This is a genomic window from Bacillus sp. JJ1503 (assembly GCF_036965125.1).
In the GTDB taxonomy this organism is placed as follows: domain Bacteria; phylum Bacillota; class Bacilli; order Bacillales; family Cytobacillaceae; genus Cytobacillus.
The window spans coordinates 1-18,944 of sequence record NZ_JBALOZ010000177.1 but is presented as its reverse complement, the minus strand read 5'-3'; the positions used below and the strand labels follow the sequence as shown (position 1 = coordinate 18,944).

Annotated in this window: 11 protein-coding genes; 4 read left to right on the top strand and 7 right to left on the bottom strand. The window is 39.1% G+C overall.

The features are described from left to right. Positions 1-98 precede the first annotated feature (98 nt). Positions 99-1,592, bottom strand: coding sequence for a histidine ammonia-lyase (gene hutH / locus V7149_RS14230; RefSeq protein WP_335346279.1), 1,494 nt, complete (start codon positions 1,590-1,592; stop codon positions 99-101). A 436-nt stretch (positions 1,593-2,028) separates the two neighbouring features. On the opposite strand from hutH (V7149_RS14230), the gene V7149_RS14225 reads away from it, so the two are divergent. Continuing rightward, complete coding sequence (locus V7149_RS14225) at positions 2,029-4,005, top strand: LysM peptidoglycan-binding domain-containing protein (protein WP_335346278.1); 1,977 nt, start codon at positions 2,029-2,031, stop codon at positions 4,003-4,005. Between the two features lie 182 nt (positions 4,006-4,187). Here the strand turns inward: V7149_RS14225 and V7149_RS14220 are convergent, their stop codons facing one another. The 5 genes from V7149_RS14220 to hutU all read right to left on the bottom strand — a co-directional run bounded on the left by V7149_RS14220 (position 4,188) and on the right by hutU (position 12,821). Then, entirely contained in the window at positions 4,188-6,377 is a 2,190-nt protein-coding gene (locus V7149_RS14220; protein WP_335346277.1) for a DNA topoisomerase III, read from the bottom strand. 169 nt (positions 6,378-6,546) lie between these two features. Then, positions 6,547-8,067, bottom strand: coding sequence for a histidine ammonia-lyase (gene hutH, locus V7149_RS14215; RefSeq protein ID WP_335346276.1), 1,521 nt, complete (start codon positions 8,065-8,067; stop codon positions 6,547-6,549). 282 nt (positions 8,068-8,349) lie between these two features. Beyond that, complete coding sequence (locus V7149_RS14210; RefSeq protein ID WP_335346275.1) at positions 8,350-9,516, bottom strand: M20/M25/M40 family metallo-hydrolase; 1,167 nt, start codon at positions 9,514-9,516, stop codon at positions 8,350-8,352. Between the two features lie 225 nt (positions 9,517-9,741). Beyond that, on the bottom strand, positions 9,742-10,989 hold the full coding sequence (gene hutI, locus V7149_RS14205) for an imidazolonepropionase (protein WP_335346274.1): 1,248 nt from the start codon (positions 10,987-10,989) through the stop codon (positions 9,742-9,744). 110 nt (positions 10,990-11,099) lie between these two features. Further along, positions 11,100-12,821: a urocanate hydratase gene (hutU, locus tag V7149_RS14200; RefSeq protein WP_335346273.1), complete on the bottom strand. Its 1,722-nt coding sequence runs from the start codon at positions 12,819-12,821 to the stop codon at positions 11,100-11,102. Positions 12,822-13,195: 374 nt separating this feature from the next. On the opposite strand from hutU, the gene V7149_RS14195 reads away from it, so the two are divergent. From V7149_RS14195 to V7149_RS14185, 3 genes are all read left to right on the top strand, one after another. Further along, a complete protein-coding gene (locus tag V7149_RS14195) occupies positions 13,196-14,905 on the top strand; it encodes a sigma-54 interaction domain-containing protein (RefSeq protein ID WP_335346272.1) in 1,710 nt (569 codons plus the stop codon). Positions 14,906-15,353: 448 nt separating this feature from the next. Continuing rightward, positions 15,354-16,634: an MDR family MFS transporter gene (locus V7149_RS14190; protein ID WP_335346271.1), complete on the top strand. Its 1,281-nt coding sequence runs from the start codon at positions 15,354-15,356 to the stop codon at positions 16,632-16,634. Between the two features lie 92 nt (positions 16,635-16,726). Then, positions 16,727-17,959: an aminopeptidase gene (locus V7149_RS14185; RefSeq protein ID WP_335346270.1), complete on the top strand. Its 1,233-nt coding sequence runs from the start codon at positions 16,727-16,729 to the stop codon at positions 17,957-17,959. Positions 17,960-18,018: 59 nt separating this feature from the next. Here the strand turns inward: V7149_RS14185 and V7149_RS14180 are convergent. After that, positions 18,019-18,944: tyrosine-type recombinase/integrase (locus V7149_RS14180; protein WP_335346269.1), on the bottom strand; the 926-nt coding region annotated here is incomplete at its 5' end.

Sequence of the window (18,944 nt, the reverse complement as noted above, 5' to 3'; positions counted from 1 at the left end):
TCCACTAAACTTACTTTGTCGAACAAGTTTTTTCCTTTTGCCGAAAACCTGTCCACTAAACCTACTTTTCCAGTCAGCAACCCTCCACAATTTATATCCTACAGACAGTTTATGTCAAATTCCTTAAGCCATGCAGCACAAGCAGCCGTATCCTTTGCGAAGATTCGATCCTTTGTAATAGACGGAACAACTTTTCTCGCTTCTAAATAGAACGACTTTGTTTTCTCTCCCATTTTTTCATATCCCTTGAATTCCGCTGCCTGGAGCGCACAAATCAACTCAATCGCTAGTACATTGTTCACGTTTTGAATAATTTGATACGCATGTCGCGCCGCAATCGTTCCCATGCTGACGTGATCTTCTTGGTTCGCAGAAGATGGAATCGAGTCAACACTAGCAGGATGAGCTAAGGTTTTATTTTCGGAAACTAAAGCAGCCGCACAGTATTGAAGAATCATCGCACCTGATTGGAGTCCTGGTTCCGGGCTTAAAAACGGTGGCAGGTCATTCAGCTGCGGATTTACTAACCTTTCAATCCGGCGTTCAGAAATATTAGCAAGCTCCGCGACTGCAATTTTCATAAAATCCATGGCAAGGGCGATCGGCTGTCCGTGGAAATTTCCGCCTGAAAAAATATTTTCTCCTTGGTCAAAAATAAGCGGATTATCTGTTGCTGCATTCATTTCAATCTCAAGCTTCTCTTTCACATAGTCTAATGCTTGCCATGAGGCCCCTTGAACCTGTGGAATGCAACGAATCGAATAAGCATCTTGAACACGAATTTCCCCTTGCTTCGTGATAAGCCCGCTTCCTGACAAATATTCTCTCATTCTCTTAGCTGTTTCTACTTGCTGTTTATACCCTCTAGCTAAATGAATTTTTTCATCGAAAGCATCAATAATCCCATTTAATCCTTCCATCGTAACAGCCGCAATTAATTCACTTTGGTAGGCAAGTCTTTCCGCTTCTAAATACGCGACAACGCCCATTGCCGTCATTGCCTGAGTACCATTAATGAGAGCCAGACCTTCTTTCGCCTCCAATGTTAGCGGCTCTAAACCTTCTTCCACAAGGACCTCAAGAGCAGGTCTTCTTTCCCCTTTGTAAAAAACCTCGCCTTCCCCAACAAGAACTAATGCTAGGTGAGAAAGCGGCGCTAAGTCCCCGCTTGCCCCTAACGATCCTTGCTGTGGAATCACCGGATGAATTTCCTTGTTAACAAGGTCAAGCAATCTTTCAATGACAACTGGTCTTGCACCAGAAAAACCTTTTAACAATGCATTTGCTCTAAATAGGAGCATGGCACGTGAGACAGACTCAGGAAATGGCTCTCCAACTCCACAGGCATGTGAACGAATCAGATTAAGCTGCAGATCCTTTACATCCTTCTGATCAATAAGCACATCACTAAACTTTCCAAATCCTGTAGTGATTCCATAAATCACTTTTTCTTCCTCCACAATCCTCTTCACAGCATCATGACTTTCCTTGACGGCAACCATACTTTCTTTCGATGGCTCTACCTTTTCCTTTTCAAATATAACCCTTCTTGCTTCCTCTAAAGTTAAAGTGTTTCCTGTTAAAATTACCATGTCCTTCCTCCTCGGTTCGTTGTTAACTTCCTTTAATGTTAAAGTCTTATCAGATAAAACAACCATTTTTCTCCTCCTCAGTACATTAGTGAGATAAAGAAAAGGCTGTACTTCAAACAAGCGTTTGAAATACAGCCTTTTTATCGAATGTAAAAAATAATTTCCTATTACGCATCATCATGATCATTCCCATTTCAAAAATTTTGCGAATATAACTAATTGTATGTTCAGCAAGAGGGGTATGTCAACGAATAATTTACAAATTTTAACAAATTAGATTGTTAGATTGTTAGTGTAGTAAAGGAATACGGTGACAGATTTATTATCCCTCTAACTGGATTCCCTGATATGGAAATATTATTACATTGATGAGGTTTTAAAAAGCAGATTAATATAAACGTTGTAATATATTTTAAAGAAAGAAGGAGCAACGAGAGTGACAAAAACAATATTCAGAATTTTTTCCATACTTTTCATCATTGCTGCTGCAACAATGCCACAGTTTGCCTCTGCACAAGCAGAAGTGGTTTCTTTTAATCTCTCGTCAAATACAGTTGCATTTCAAGGCAGAAGTGTTCCTGGTTATGTAACAGTTGACTTGAAAACGAATGAGCCAACACGCGGATACCTAAGGGTAGAAGGAAATGGCCGCCAAGCAACAATTAATCTCTCGTCATTTGAGTACAAAACAACTCACAAGATCGACTGGGTTCCATGGGACGATCTGAAGAAGGAACCACTGCCGGCAGGAGAATACCAGATTAAAGCGAACTTGTCGGATAGAGATTTAAACCAAATGGTCGGATACCCGCTTGGAAAATTAATCGTTGTATCAGAACCTAATCCGAAACCGCTGTTTGATCAAGTTTCTATCAGTCCAAGTGATTTTTCACCTAAATACGGGAAATCTTCTGAAGCAGTGCAAATTCAATATAATCTTAACCGCCCAGCAGAAGTTCAGCTCAGCATTCAGAAGAATGGAGACGAAATTTTTGCAGGCAATAAAATGAAGCTAACACCTAGCAGTCAAACTTTCATTTGGAACGGCACAGATAAGTCCGGCAGAATTGTAGCTGATGGTGAATATAATGTTGTTTTTAAGACTATCGAAACAGCCTACAATAATCCTGAAACGAAACAGCGTTCTGAAAAAACTGGAATCATTACTATTAAAGACGGCGATTATGATATTCCTCAATGGAGATTGAAGGAATTAGTTACTCAGGCCTCATTTAAAAATTCCGTAATCACACCTGATGGCGACGGCGTAAATGATTCAGCAGAAGGCCAATTTACTCTTACTGAACCTGCAAAAGTTTCCGTCTATATTGCAAATGCCGCAGGTGCACATGTGAAAAATGTAATGACCGAACAGGCTCTACAACCAGGTGTGCATACTTTTAACTGGGATGGAACTGACATGATGGGCGGGAAAGTTCCGAACGGGAATTTTACCATTAAATTGCTAGTCATTGAAGGTGCAAATTTAGGTTATATTTCCTTCCCTAATTCAATTTTGAGAGTTGAAGGCGGCTATGAGTTTAAAATTTTGCAACCGCAAAAAAATGTTCGTGTCATCAGCGAAAAAGCAAATATGTCTATTGATCCAATGGGACAAGGCTATATAGCGCAAAAAGGCGACATCTTCCCGCTTCTTTCTGAAACCATTGTAAATAATCAATATGAGGTACTAGTTAAAGAAGGTGTATCTGGAAGAATCAATGTGAACGATGTTGAATTTGTTTCCGAGTCACCTTCCCAGCAAAATACGACGGACTATATAGTACAGTCAGGCGATACATTATGGAAAATTGCTGAGAAACACAAAACAACCGTTGCAGAAATCATCAAATTAAACCAATTAGATCCGAATAAGTATTTATCCGTGGGGCTGACATTAAAGGTTCCAAACGTGACGCCAGAACCGGTTCCGCCGTCTGAGCAGACGATTCATATCGTACAATCCGGTGATACGCTCTGGAAAATTGCTCAGAAATACAATGTTACTGCTCAATCAATCGTTGTAGCCAATAAGCTTGACCCGAATCATTATCTTTCAATCGGACAGAAACTAGTTATTCCAGTGGCTAGTCCTTCTCCACAGCCATCAACTACTTACAAGGTACAATCAGGGGATACTTTATGGAAGATTTCCCAAAAGTTTGGAACTACAATTGATGCGATTGTTGCAGCAAACAAGCTCGATCCTGCAAAGCATTTATTTACCGGTCAATCTTTGGAAATTCCAGTAAAATCTCCAGTTATTGAGCCCGTTATTCATACTGTACAGTCTGGGGATACTCTGTGGAAAATAGCTCAAAAATATAGTACATCTGTGGATACAATCGTTAAAGCTAACCAGCTTGACCCAGCAAAATACCTTGAAATCGGGCAAAAGCTTATAATAAGATAGAGATCCGCTTAACAAAGGGATGACAGTGCCTTTGGCATAGTGTTTAATCATTTTTTTTACTATAAACAACGAATAAAAAAGAAAGAGCGTGTTTTGAAAAAATCGAAACACGCTCTTTCTATATTCAATTGAATCATTCTTTTTAAAAATTTGCAGCAATATAACCTTATTTCAAAACAAGATTAATCAAATTTTAACCCTTTTAATGCTTCCGCCAGTGCATTATTCAATGGTTCTTCATCTTTTTGCTGGTTTTTCAAATACTTTTGGACAGTACGTTTATCCACTTTGCCTTTTGATTCTTTTTTGCGGCGTGCCTCGAAAGCAGATAATTTTTCTCGATATCCACATTTACATACGAAGATTTGACCATCACCTTCGCCGCGCAGCTCAAGTTTTTTGTGGCATTGCGGGCAGCGGGCGTTCGTAACACGTGAAACATTTTTACGATGTCCACATTCTCGGTCTTGGCATACGAGCATTTTGCCTTTTTTGCCGTTTACTTCAAGCATCGGTTTTCCACAGTCTGGACAGGATTTTGTGGAAATGTTGTCGTGCTTGTATTTTTTATTGCTAGCTTTAATTTCAGTAACGATTTCTTTTGTGTAGTTTTTCATTTCGCTGATAAATACATCTTTTTTCAGCTTGCCATGGGCAATTTGCTCAAGCTTTTGCTCCCATTCTCCTGTTAAAGCAGGGGATTTTAGTTCATCAGGAACTAGATCCAGCAGTTGACGGCCTTTTGATGTAAGATGAATGTCCTTATCACGCTTTTCAATCAGGAATGAGTTAAATAGCTTATCAATAATGTCAGCGCGTGTTGCAACTGTTCCTAATCCGCCTGTTGATTTTAATGTATCTGCCAATTTCTTATTCTGCGTATCCATATATTTCGCTGGATTTTCCATTGCCGAAAGTAATGTCGCCTCATTAAAGCGCGAAGATGGTTTTGTTTGACCAGACGTTTGTGCGATAAGCCTAATGTTTAATGTATCGCCTTTTTCGATGCGGGGTAAAATTTGTTCTTTTAAATCATCTACGGCATCTTCATCATCAAAGCGGTTTTCGTATACTTCTTTCCAGCCTGACGATAGAATTGTTTTTCCTCTGGCTACAAAGTTTTCCTCGCCGATTTTCGCACGAAGCGTAAGTTGTTCGTATTCGAATGCCGGAAAAAGGACCGCCAAAAACCGCTTTACAACTAGGTCATAAATTTTCCGTTCTTTATCATTGAAGGCTGAGAAGTTTACATAGCTTTCTGTTGGAATGATGGCATGGTGATCAGATACCTTGCTGTCATCCACAAATGCTTTCGAAGTTTTAATCGGTTTGCTTAAAATCTTATGAGCTAGTGAGCGATATTCTCCTGCTCCACAAGCCTTTAATCGTTCTGGAAGCGTCCCGACAATATCCGAAGAGATAAAACGTGAATCCGTTCGAGGATACGTTAAAACCTTATGCTGCTCATACAGCTTTTGCATAATGTTTAATGTTTCCTTTGCGGAGTAGCCAAAAATTTTATTCGCATCACGTTGTAATTCCGTTAAGTCATAAAGACCTGGTGAGAATGATTTCTTCGGCTTTTTCTCAATTTCTGTTACTATTGCATTTTGTTTGCCTAATTTCCCTACAATCCCATCCATTTTCTCTTTATCAAAGCTGCGGCTATTCCCTTTTGCATCTTGCCAAGTTAGCTTTAATTGGTCTATCGTTTGGGCTTCGATGCCGTAATAGGTTTGTGCTTTGAAATTTTTAATTTCATCCTCACGAGCTGCAATGATGGCAACAGTAGGTGTTTGCACACGGCCGCAGTTTAGCTGGGCATTGAATCTAGTTGTTAAGGCGCGCGTTGCATTAAGACCGATATACCAGTCAGCTTCTGAACGTGCGACAGCGGATGCATATAAATTCTCATAAGCCTTACCCTGCTTCAAATTAGCAAAACCGTCTTTTATCGCTTTATCTGTAACAGATGAAATCCATAGCCGTTTAATCGGTTTATTAACCTTTACTTTATCGATTATCCAGCGCGCGACTAATTCTCCCTCTCTTCCAGCGTCTGTAGCAATAATGATTTCATTGACTTCTTTTCTAGTCAGCTGGCTTTTTACAGCTTGAAATTGCTTTCCAGTCTGCTTAATGACTGTCAATTTCATCCGCTCAGGAAGCATAGGCAGATCTTCTAAATTCCAAGTTTTATATTTCACATCATAGACTTCTGGATCAGCAAGTGTGACTAGGTGTCCCAATGCCCATGTAACGATATATTTATCGCCTTCCAGAAATCCATTTCCTTTTTTATTACACTTCAGCACACGTGCAATATCCCGTGCAACAGAAGGCTTTTCTGCAATTACAACACTTTTTGCCATTTTAAAAAACATCCTTTCAAATTCCGTATGTTAAATATAACATACAGAAAGTTTTTCTGAATAATTCATTGTATAAGTACCTTATTTGGTTGCACATCCTCCAAAACAATGAAAAAGAAGTTGTCCATTAATCCCAACATCCGATTAAAAGACAACTTCTCCATATTCATTACTTCAATACATCTTCTCTCAAAATAAACTGAGCCAATTCTTCCATTTGATCCGAAATAGCACGGTCGCTTTCTAACGGAGGGCAAATGGCCCTTACTTTTTCTAAATATTCTCTAGTAGCAGGAGCAAGCTGGCTTTCTGCTTTTTCTAAATAAATGGCTTGGGAAGCACAAATCATTTCAATTGCTATGACTCTAGCAGAATTATGAATGATTTCCCTTGCTTGACGTGAACCAATTGTACCCATGCTCACATGGTCCTCTTGGTTTGCAGATGTTGGAATGGAGTCAACACTTGCTGGGTGAGCTAGTACTTTATTTTCAGATACTAAGGCTGCTGCTGCATATTGAGCCACCATCAAGCCACATTCTAAGCCTGGATCTGGTGCTAAGAACGGTGATAAGCCGCTCAATTGCGGGTTCACTAGTCTTTCCGTTCTGCGTTCTGAAATATTTGCCCACTCAGCTGCGGCAACCTTTAGGAAGTCCATTGAAAGTGCAATTGGCTGACCGTGGAAATGACCACCTGAAATGACTTCTCCGCTTTCTAACACAATCGGATTGTCCGTTGTGGAATTCATTTCAACCCTCAAGCGCTCATCCACATAATTAAAGGCTTGCCATGAAGCACCATGTACTTGCGGGATGCAGCGGATAGAGTAAGCATCTTGAATGCGGATTTCTCCTTGACGTGTAATCCGTTCACTGCCTTCTAGCCACTTTCTCATTCTTGATGCAACGAACTCAAGCTCTGGATGTGGACGAACTGCTAATAATTCGCTATCAAAAGCAGAAATGACACCATGAAGGGCTTCCATCGTTAAGCACGCTGCCATATCTGCTGCCAAACCGACTCTCTCTGCCTCGTTAAGAGCAACAACTCCAACTCCGGACATACATTGTGTTCCATTGATTAACGCAAGGCCTTCCTTCGCTTGCAGGGAAACCGCCTTCAATCCTGCTCGTTCTAAAGCTTCTCCCCCAGGAAGAATTTCACCCTTGTATTCTGCCTTCCCTTCACCTACTAATACGATTGCGATATGAGAAAGTGGCGCTAAGTCACCGCTAGCTCCAACTGAGCCTTTGCTTGGCACGATGGGATGCACACCTTCATTGATCATATCCACAAGCAATTGAACAGTTTCTTCTCTAATTCCAGAAAATCCGCGCAGTAAAGCATTTGCACGCAATGTCATCATGGCTCTTACAACAGGAGTAGGAAGAGGTTCACCAACACCTACAGCATCTGCTCTTAATAAATTTAATTGTAATTTCTCTATATCATCTTTCTCAATTTCAATATCACTTAGCTTCCCAAATCCTGTGTTCACACCGTAAAGAATTTTTCCGTCATTAAGCTGCTTTTCAATGCGGTTCCGGCTGGCGCGGACCTTTAGGCGGTTTTCCTCTGGGATTGATACTTTTGCAGTACCTCTAACAATCTTTTCTACCTTATGTCGATCTAATGTGACTCCATCAAGTTCTACTACATCTAATCCTGCAATTCCACTGTTGCTCATAAGTTGTCCACTCCTCAAATTAAATACTAAAAATTCAGACTCTATAAAGTATTATAAAACTATTGCGACCAAGACACCAAATATAAAAATTAGGTATTGTAATGAATGAACATTGGTACACATGTGTGGACAATCTGCTCCCCTTCGCCTAGCGTCATAATTCTGCCCGCAAACATGAAAATAAACTCAGAAAACGCATTAAGAAAAACCTAGCCAAATTGTAATTACATGATTAATGCCACAAATGTAAGTATCTATCATAGATCCCTAAAGTCTCTTAACCTATTTTTCTATATGATTTTTATACCATTGTTCAATTAAAGCTGCTGTGAGTCTGCCAGTATTAACTAAGTTTTCAATGCTGATGCATTCTCTGAAAGAATGAATATTTTGGAAGCCTAAACCAAGCGTTAAGCATGTTAGTCCATTTTCATTCAGAACATTTGTGTCTGCACCGCCGAGTGTTTCTGTTAAATATGGCTTTACATGAATATTTCTAGCAGCTTCTTCTGCATTTCTTACAAGAATATCGTTTTCAGGGATATCAAATCCACTGTATTTCTTTTCAATTTTCACATTTACTTTTCCGCCTTTTTCCTCTGCTGCTCGTTTCATTGCTTCAGCCATATGATCTAGCTGCTGATCAAGCTTTTCCTTTGAAAAGCTGCGAACTTCCCCGGCAACCGTTACACTTCCGGGAATGATGGAAGTCAGTTCTCCACCTTTAATTATTCCTATATTCGCCAGTGTCTCATCATCAATCGTGCCTAACTTCATGTTAGTTAAACCTTCAGCAGCTATAAGAAACGCACTATTTCCCTCTTCAGCATTGAGGGCAATATGTGCAGCATTTCCTTCTACTTCCATCCAGATCCGGGAGCTATAAGGTCCTTTTAGAATAATTTGACCTACATCCCCGCTGCTGTCGAAAATATAGCCTGTTTTACTCTTTGCTTTCGAGTAATCCATATAACTGGCACCAACTAATCCTGGCTGCTCATTAACAGTTAAAATAAATTCGATTGGCCCATGTGGAATACCGCCTTCAATAATGGCTCTCATTGCCTCCAAATAGGCTGCAAGAGCTGCACGATCGTCAGCTCCTAAAATAGTTGTTCCATCAGAATGGATTACTCCATCTTTTATTACCGGCTTAAGCCCTTCTGTTGGCAAAACTGTATCCATATGCGTGGAGAAGAATAATGGCGGAATAGATGGATCTGTACCTTCGTGCCAGGCGACAAGGTTGCCAACCTCGCCATCAAAATTTTTGTGTGCCTCATCGAACTCTAACGTAAAGCCTAGTTCTGGCAATGCCCTAATCAAATAATCTGCAACAAGCTGTTCCTTTGTGCTAGGACCATTAATTTTTGCTAATTCTAGAAATAGCTCCTGCAATCTTTCCCCATTTACATATTCGGCTGCACTGGATGTATGTTTTGTTGTCATAATTGAAACCCTCCCATTTGCTCTGCACGCGTCACCATATTTTAATAGACTTACTTTTTGATCTCGTGATTAAAGGACATAGTTTGAAGATCTCGTAGGTTTTATGTCCTTTAAATCATGATTAAAGGACATGGTTCGGTGATTCCATCGGTTGTATGCCCTTTAAAGATTGATGGTTTATGAAAAGTGCGATATTTTTCCTATGGATTTTCAAATATCTATTAACTAGCGGCTAATGACGACTTTTCCCTTTTTAATGACTGTTTCAACGATATTTGTTCCAAGCTCGTAAGCAATATGCTTATAGGTTGGGACATCCCAAATTTGCAGGTCTGCTAGTTTTCCTTCCTGAATCACGCCACGGTCATCTAAATCAAGTGCCCTCGCTCCGCCATAAGTAGCAGCTTTAATCGCCTCTTCAACAGAGAATTTATATAATCGGCATGCAAGATTTATTACAAACTGCATGGACTCTGTATAACAAGCTGGGCAGAGGTCAGTCGCAAGCGCGATTTCCATTCCTTTGTCTAGCATTTGGCGAGCATCAAAAGGCTGTTTATGACCGACAGCAAAATCTAAAGCTGGCATTAATACACCCGTCACTTTAGCTTCAGCTAGCTTTTCCACGACTTCAACTGGTGTATAATTTAAATGGTCAATCGAAACCATTTTCATTTCCGCTGCTAAATCAGAACCTCCGATATAAGAATATGCATCCGCATGAATTTTTGGCTTCATTCCATATTTTAGTCCTGCTTTAAGGATTAACTCAGATTCTTCGGCCGTAAAATAACCTTCATCACACCAAACATCACAGAATTCCGCGAGTCCCTGTTCTCCGACTTTAGGAATCATTTCGTTGATGATGACATCCAAATACTCACTTTTCGTAAGATTCTCTGGAAATCCATGTGCACCTAAAAATGTATTTAACACATCTAGCGGTGTTTCATTGTCCAGCCTTCTGCCTACCTCTAAAATTTTTATCTCACTATCAGTTGTCAGTCCGTAGCCGCTTTTGCTTTCAATAGTTGTAATGCCATGCTCAAGCATTGTCATCACACGTTTTTTCGATTGCTGGAATAATGTCTCTTCTGGTTCATTTCGTGTAAGTTCTACTGTTCTGCTCGGACCTGTTGTAATGCTTAGCTGTTGGAGTTTTTCGGGTTTTCCAGTTAGTTTAGCAGCATATTCTTCCACTCGCGTTCCATAGAAAACTAAATGAGTATGCGAGTCAACAAAGCCTGGAGCGACCACCTTACCTGTTCCATCAATAATAGAGGACTCTCCCAAATCAAAATTTCCTTTTACCTCTGCCTCTGCTCCAACTCCAACAATTTTTTCATCCTTAATTGCAATCCATGCATCAGTCAGGATACCAATTTCCTCCATATCCTCACCGATACATGTAATGACCTCGGATGCATTGCTGATTACTAAGTCTACTTTTAACTTGACCTTCGTTTCAGACATGCTACAAAACCTCCTTTAAGTCTATCAAGCTGTTTATTTTGCTTCTTCTGAAAAAATTGGGGCTCAAAAGAGTTCCCCCCATGAGCCACCTGATCCATTTTTACAAATTTTTAAGCTTTCACATCTTTTTTCTCTAAATCCTTCGGTCCAAATGTTGCTTTTGGAGACCACCATAGTGGGATTTTGATGCTTTCCTTCGTTAATTTTCCTTTTCCATTGGCTACGTCTTGAGCGATTTCATATCCAGCCTGTGCATGGCGGACAACCCCAATTCCAGAGTCAACTGTCATCGCTACTTCAAGTCTCATATCAGACTCATCTGTTCCATCTGCGATCATTGTTACACCAGTGTGAACGGCTTCACCCATTGAGTAGTTCGCTTGAAGTGCGATCAGGTCACACATGCCAACTGCATTAAGAAGTCCATTCAATACTGGCCAGTCAGAGATTAGATCAGAGCCATCCTTCATGTTTTCTGATTCAAATGTTGGGTTCACAATGGAGCCTGAGTCTAAGTTGTCACGAGAGAATGCAACTGGTCCAGAAAGCTCGCCGCGACGAATCATATCGTTAACTTCTAATGCAAATGCTTTTCTTTGACCAAAGCCCATATAACAAATACGAGCTGGAAGTGCTTCAATTGGAATATGCTTCATCGCAAGCTTAATCCAGCGAGTTACTAGGTAGTCATCTGCAAATTTTTCTAAAATCATTTCATCAATTTTTCTTAAATCTTCTGGATCTCCGGATAAGCATACCCAGCGGAAAGGTCCGCGGCCTTCGCAGAACAATGGTCGAATGTATTCAGCTACGAAGCCTGGAAGGCGCTTCGCTTCCTTCGGATCAAAACCGGCATCGACACATTCTTTACGGTGACTTGTACCATATTCAAAAGAGTGAACGCCTAAGTCCATAAATTTGATTAGCGCTTTCAATTCACGGATCATCGTTTCGCGTGCTTTTTCTAAGTAAAGGGTACGGTCTGTATCACGAAGCTTTTCTGCTTCTTCTACTGTGTAGCCCGCTGGTAAGTAAGAAATTGGATCGTGGCCTGGTGTCATAGAAGTTGAGATGTCTGGCAGCCAGCCTTTTTCAAGAACCTCTTCAAAAATATCAGCCGCGTTTCCAACTACCGCAATACCAAGTGGCTTACCTTCAGCAGCCGCTTGCTTAGCCATTGCAATCGCCTCATCCAATGAATCTGCTAAAACATCAATAAATTTCTTTTCAATACGGCGCTTAATGATTTCTACATTAGAGTCACATAGAATCGCTACTCCGCCATGCATGGTCATCGCTCTTGTTTGGTTTCCGCCCATTCCTCCAGCACCAGCTGTTAAAAGGATTTTTCCAACAAGTGAATCACTATAGTGTAGACGTGCAATAGCTGATAATGTTTCGAATGTGCCTTGGATAACGCCCTGTGTCCCTATGTATTCCCAAGGTGCAGCCGTATAGTTCGCATACATCGTTAAGTTTTTATCTTGTAAATCGTAGAATGTTGGCCAATCTGCCTTCATAATGTTTGTCGTTGCCATGACAACTGTTGGGGCATATTTATGAGTTTTAAATACCGCAACAGGCATACCTGATTGCACAACTAATGTTTCATCATCTTCAAGCTCTTTCAAAGATTTAACAATCGCATGGTAAGATTCCCAGTTACGGGCAGCTTTCCCAATCCCACCATAGATGACAAGTTCTTCTGGCTTTTCAGCGTTTTCCATATTATTTTCCAGCATCCGCAGAATGGATTCCTGTCTCCATCCTTTACAGCGAAGCTCCGGCCCTCTTTGTGCTTTAACGGAATATAAGATTTCTGGTTGTGACATGTATATTTCCCCCTAGATTAATATTAATTTCTGAAACTCATTAATAGATATTGCAAAGAACGTGCCAAATTTATTAAACTAGTAAATTTTTCAAGAAATTAGTTAATTAGTCCTTATATATCAACAATTTTATTTAATATTTTTCTTTATGAATAATGTAATTATTAAATTTTTTAAATAATATCTTGGTAGGTCCTGCAGATAAAATTGGCATTAGAAATATTTAGCAGTTTCATTAGACACAATGAAGTGTAAGCCGTTACAAATTTAAAGCATGCAGATAAATACTGCATGCAGATTATTTAAAAAATTCATAATTAATGTTATATTAAAAATATGTATTTTCATAGTTAGCAAAGTCAGGAGGGAAAGTTTTGATTGCAGAATCTATTTGTAAATTAATGAAGGGCTATTCAGATGGCGTCATGGTTCTAAATGAAAACTACGAAGTTGTTTGGCAGGACATGAATCAGATTAGTTCATTTGAGGTTACTGAGGGCACTCATATTGCTGAACTCCTCCCATGTGAGCATGTACGCTTTGTGGAAAATGAAACATTTACTGTTTCATTATTTCAAAAGAAATTTTCCGTTGAAGTGAAAAACTTCTCTGCAGATGTTCACTATATCATTCTTTGTTTTGAGGACATTTCTGACTTATTAGCCAATCCAAAAATGAGATTGTTTTGCTTGGAAAAAATAATAGAATCTCTTGGTGAAGGGGTTATGATGAGCAATCAAAATGGAGAAATTATTTTATACAATCTCGCTCAAGAAAAAATGGAAGGATTAAATCGGAATGAGATTATTGGCAAGCATTTATGGTCAGTTTATAACTATAATCCGCAAAATTCCGAACATAAACATACTTTTAAAACCGGAAAGCCGATATTTTCAAGATACAGGGCGCATTCAACTATTAATGGGGTCCCGAAGTATGTGAACTATAGTACTTTTCCCATTCAAAAGGATGGAGAAACCATCGCGGTATACTCTATTAGCACGAATGAGACTAGACTTAAAGATATGCTTTACCAAACAATTGAGCAAAAGCGGAAGATCGCCTTCACAGAAAAGAATGGTCAAGACTCAAAAAATGGCACTACCTACACATTTGAAAACATTAAGGGCAATAGCCTTTCCTTAAAAAATCTAATTCAGGAAGCACAGAACATTGCGATTCATAATACGGATGTCTTAATTGTCGGGGAAACAGGAACAGGAAAAGAACTGTTTGCCCAAAGTATTCATAATCATAGCTCAAGAGCTAACAGTCCATTTATCGCGATTAACTGTGCAGCCATTCCGGAAAACCTTTTGGAGAGCACCCTATTTGGTACTGTTAAAGGGGCATTTACAGGTGCCACTAATCAAATTGGTCTTTTCGAGCATGCAAAGGACGGGACATTATTTTTAGATGAGATTAACTCGATGCCTATGACATTGCAATCGAAGCTAATGCGCGTTTTGCAGGAACGATTAGTCAGACGAGTTGGCTCAAATGATGTTTCACCTGTTCAATGTACTGTCATCAGTGCCTCGAACGAAGATCCGGAAAAGCTTATAACTGAAGAAAAAATGAGACTTGACTTATTTTACCGTATTGCACGAACAAGCTTGTACATCCCTCCATTACGGGAACGGACAGAGGATATTCACTTCTTTATTGAATATTTCCTAGAATCCTATCAGGAAAAGTTCAATAAGATAGTGCCAAAAATCTCGAAATCATTGATGACAACTCTTCTTCAATATCATTGGCCGGGAAATACTAGAGAGCTTGAGCATTTAATAGAGAATCTCATTATTCGTGTTTCCGAAGCCGACAAGGCAATTGAAATAGATCACCTGCCAACTTACATAAGACGGAAAATCTTTTCCAATAAAAAAAATAAATCTATTGAAATGAAGGAATTAGAGAAAAAGCCGATGAAATCGATTTTTGCCAATTCCAAAGAGCATTTTATCCAAACAACCTTAGAACAAACAGATTGGAATATCTCTAAGGCCGCTAGGAAACTTGGCATTACCCGTCAAAGTCTTCAATACCATATTAAAAAGTATGGACTTGAAAAGCCACGATAAAAGAAAGAGGGACAGATTAGATTGTCAATGGCATCATTGAATCCTCCAATTTTCGGGCTCCTAAGTGTTAAAAAGTGTAAGAACTAATATTCAGATGTCTATATCTGATTAATGGAAGTTCCAGGTTTCAAGGATGTTCAAACAGCCTTGAGAAAATTTGAAAAACTTACAGTTCCAAGTTGTATCTGCTAAACTATTAGTTTCTTTTTACATTAAGACTCCTCCGTATGTTTGAAATTTTGGTTGGGTAACCAAAATTTATTGGCAATAAACAGGAGTTTATTAATACCATGCTGAAAGCTTTTGGAACCCTATGCCTAGCATAGGGTTTTTATTTCCACAATAATAATTTACTCTTCACAGCTGTTAAAAATAAGATATTCTTGTATATCCTTCAATAAAATGGTAATATTATTTAGTTATTCTGAAGGGAAATCGAGGATACAGCATGAGAATAAGAGATTGGGATTCAAATCTAAAAGTACGATTATTTGGAGAAGCGGCAATTAACATCACTTTTTGGATGTTCTTCCCTTTTTTGACGATTTACTTTGCAGGTGAATTTGGGAAGGATAAAGCGGGATTGCTGCTTATTTTTTCTCAAGTATTTTCCGTTTTAGCCAATTTAATGGGCGGGTATTGCGCGGATCGTTTTGGAAGAAAAACGATGATGGTTTTATCAGCATTCGGACAGGGCCTTAGCTTTCTAGTCTTTGCGCTAGCCGATTCCCCATGGCTGAATTCGCCATGGCTAGGATTTATTTGCTTTGCCTTTGTTGGCATTTTCAGTTCATTTTATTGGCCGGCAAGTCAGGCAATGGTTGCAGATGTTGTGGAGGAAAAGCATCGCAGCCATGTATTTGCGATTTTCTATACCTCTATTAATATTGCAGTTGTGATCGGACCTGTGTTGGGAGCCATTTTTTACACGAAATACCGTTTCGAGCTTCTATTAATTGCGGGCATCATCTGTATTATTTTAGCTTGTATTTTAGCAAAAATGACGAGAGAAACTATGCCCAAACAGTCCCATATAGTTAATGAAAATGATAAATGGTATTCCTTTTTAATCAAGCAGATGAAGGATTACGGGATTATTTTTAAGGATAAAGTCTTCCTTCTATTTATCATAGCAGGTGTTCTGGCGGCACAAACATTTATGCAGCTGGATTTATTAATTCCGATTTATACGAGCGAGTTTATAAACAACCAAACACTGTTGAAATTCGGTGATTGGGCCTTTACGGTCAGTGGTGAGCAAGCTTTCGGCATTCTTTTATCTGAAAATGGTTTTCTCGTAGCCTTATTTACTGTAGCTGTCACGAAAATCATGATTAAATATAAGGAAAGAAATGTATTTGTGATTTCCTCCCTTACGTATGCAGTAGCCATTTTCATGTTTGGACAAACGACTTGGATTTGGGGTTTAATCATTGCAATGGCACTCTTTACATTCGGTGAGCTAATGACAGTAGGCATTCAGCAAAGCTTCGTTTCAAAAATCGCTCCTGAGCATATGCGCGGGCAATATTTTGCGGCTGCAAGCCTGCGGTTTACATTCGGCAAAACGATTGCACCCATTTCCATTCCCTTGACTGTGTGGATTGGGTATGACTGGACGTTTTTAATTTTAGCTGGCCTTGCGGTTTTAAGTGCTGTGCTTTACTGGCTCATGTTTTCCATTTCTGAAAAACCAAATACAGTAGTTGCCAAAAAGGGATCTATCTAGGATTCCTTTTTGTTTTTTATTTCTTCAAAGTTTCTTTTTCCAAACAAAAAAGTTACAATTATAAAGAAGATTTTGGTAAAGGAGATTATATAATGAGTGACTTTCAAACGAATTTAGAAAAATATGCAGAGCTTGCTGTAAAGGTTGGCGTTAATATTCAAAATGGGCAAACTCTTGTCATCAATACAGCCCTCGATTCAGCTGAGTTAGTTCGACTTATCGTAAAGAATGCATACGAGGCCGGTGCTTATAATGTAGTTGTGAATTGGAATGACGATATTGTATCTCGTACGAAATATGAGCTCGCACCTGATGAGGCTTTCAATGAATATCCAGAATGGCGTGCGAAGGAACTTGAAGAATTGGCAAAGAACGGCGCTGCCTTCATGTCCATCGTTTCAGCAAGCCCCGACTTACTAAAGGGTGTTAAATCCGAGAGAATCGGTAATTTTCAAAAAGCTGCGGGGAAAGCACTTTCAAATTACAGAAAGTTGGTAATGGCGGATAAAGTCAGCTGGACCGTTATCGCAGCCCCGTCTCCTGCTTGGGCCGATATGGTATTCCCTGATGCACCTACAGAAAAAAGAGTGCAATTATTGTGGGATGCGATTTTTAAAGCTACACGTACAGATTTAGAAAATCCGGTGGAAGCTTGGAAGAAGCATGATGAAACACTGCACGAGAAAGTAGATTATTTGAACAGTAAACGCTATAAAAAGCTGCACTATAAAGCACCTGGTACTGATTTAACGATCGAGCTTCCTGAAAAGCACCTTTGGTGTGGGGCCGGCAGCATCAATGAAAAGGGTCATGAATTCATGGCCAATATGCCAACTGAAGAGGTATTTACTGTGCCTCATAGAACTGGTGTTAATGGAACGGTATCCAGTACAAAGCCATTAAGCTATGGCGGAAATATTATCGATCAATTTTCATTAACATTTGAAAATGGCCGTATTGTTGATGTTAAGGCAGAGAAAGGTGAAGAAATTCTTAAACAGCTTGTCGAAACAGATGATGGCTCACATTATCTTGGTGAAGTGGCGCTCGTTCCTTTTAATTCACCAATTTCTCAATCTAATCTGCTTTTCTATAATACTTTGTTCGATGAAAACGCATCAAACCATCTTGCAATCGGCAGTGCCTATGCATTCTGTTTAGAAGGCGGAAAGCAAATGTCTAGTGATGAGTTAAAGGAACATGGTCTCAATGATAGCCTAACACATGTCGACTTCATGATTGGATCGGCCGAAATGGACATTGACGGCATTACAGCAGACGGAAAAACAGAGTCTGTCTTCCGCAATGGGGATTGGGCATTCTAAATATATCCTTGATATATAAAGGTTTATAGATCATTTTTTTTGATTGGTCACAGAAATGGTCACATTTCTTTAACTTTAAATAAAGTATCAAGTTCATCAGCCACGAGTTTCTGCATACTAGGAAGCACGTGGCTATATTTATCTAAAGTTATTTGAATTGAAGTATGTCCTACTCGCTCAGAGATAACCTTTACATTCACATTTTGTTTAATTAACATCGTAACATGTGTATGTCTTAAATCATGAAAGCGGATAATAGGCAATCCAAGCTTTACTGCTTGAGTTTTTAATTGCTTAGATAGGGTAGCGGAATCTAGTGGGTTACCATACCGTGTACATACCACTAAATCATAATCATTAAAATTTTGACCTTGCTTTAGTCTATGTCCAATTACAATGTCCCGCTCCTTTTTCAATTGCTCTATCAAAACATCGGGTATATGAATCGAACGAACACCAGCATTTGTTTTAGCTCCTACCTTGAACTGCTTTGCATTGAAGTCATAAATTTGCCTAATGTAAACAATTTTATTTTCAAAATCAATGTCTTTCCATCGCAACCCTAAAATTTCACCTTTTCTCATGCCTGTTAATAAGGCTATAAGATAAGCTGTATAGTACCTATGCTTCTTTGAATGTTGAATAAAGTATTCAATCTGTTCTATTTCCCAAGCCTTCATTTCTTGATTATTCCGTTTCGGCAAAGTAACAACTAAAACTGGATTGTCCTTAATAAGCTTTAAACTAACTGCCTTTTTAAATACACCCTTCAACATATCAATAATTTTTTTTATTGTATTAGGATTTAAAGTAGTTTCTTCAACTAAATCATAAATGAATTTTTGAATGATAATAGGTTCTATTTTTTGTATTCTAAAATCGCCTAATCTCGGATTAATATGGCATTTATCGAAGCTTATATAGTTTTGATAGGTACTTACTGCTACATCTAATTTGACTTCCTTTAGCCAATCTTGAATAAAAT

What these genes read in the sequence shown, in the direction of transcription:
- hutH (WP_335346279.1), bottom strand. Translation starts at nt 1,592, where the DNA reads ATGGTAATTTTAACAGGAAACACTTTAACTTTAGAGGAAGCAAGAAGG.
- V7149_RS14220 (WP_335346277.1), bottom strand. Translation starts at nt 6,377, where the DNA reads ATGGCAAAAAGTGTTGTAATTGCAGAAAAGCCTTCTGTTGCACGGGAT.
- hutH (WP_335346276.1), bottom strand. Translation starts at nt 8,067, where the DNA reads ATGAGCAACAGTGGAATTGCAGGATTAGATGTAGTAGAACTTGATGGA.
- V7149_RS14210 (WP_335346275.1), bottom strand. Translation starts at nt 9,516, where the DNA reads ATGACAACAAAACATACATCCAGTGCAGCCGAATATGTAAATGGGGAA.
- hutI (WP_335346274.1), bottom strand. Translation starts at nt 10,989, where the DNA reads ATGTCTGAAACGAAGGTCAAGTTAAAAGTAGACTTAGTAATCAGCAAT.
- hutU (WP_335346273.1), bottom strand. Translation starts at nt 12,821, where the DNA reads ATGTCACAACCAGAAATCTTATATTCCGTTAAAGCACAAAGAGGGCCG.
- V7149_RS14190 (WP_335346271.1), top strand. Translation starts at nt 15,354, where the DNA reads ATGAGAATAAGAGATTGGGATTCAAATCTAAAAGTACGATTATTTGGA.
- V7149_RS14185 (WP_335346270.1), top strand. Translation starts at nt 16,727, where the DNA reads ATGAGTGACTTTCAAACGAATTTAGAAAAATATGCAGAGCTTGCTGTA.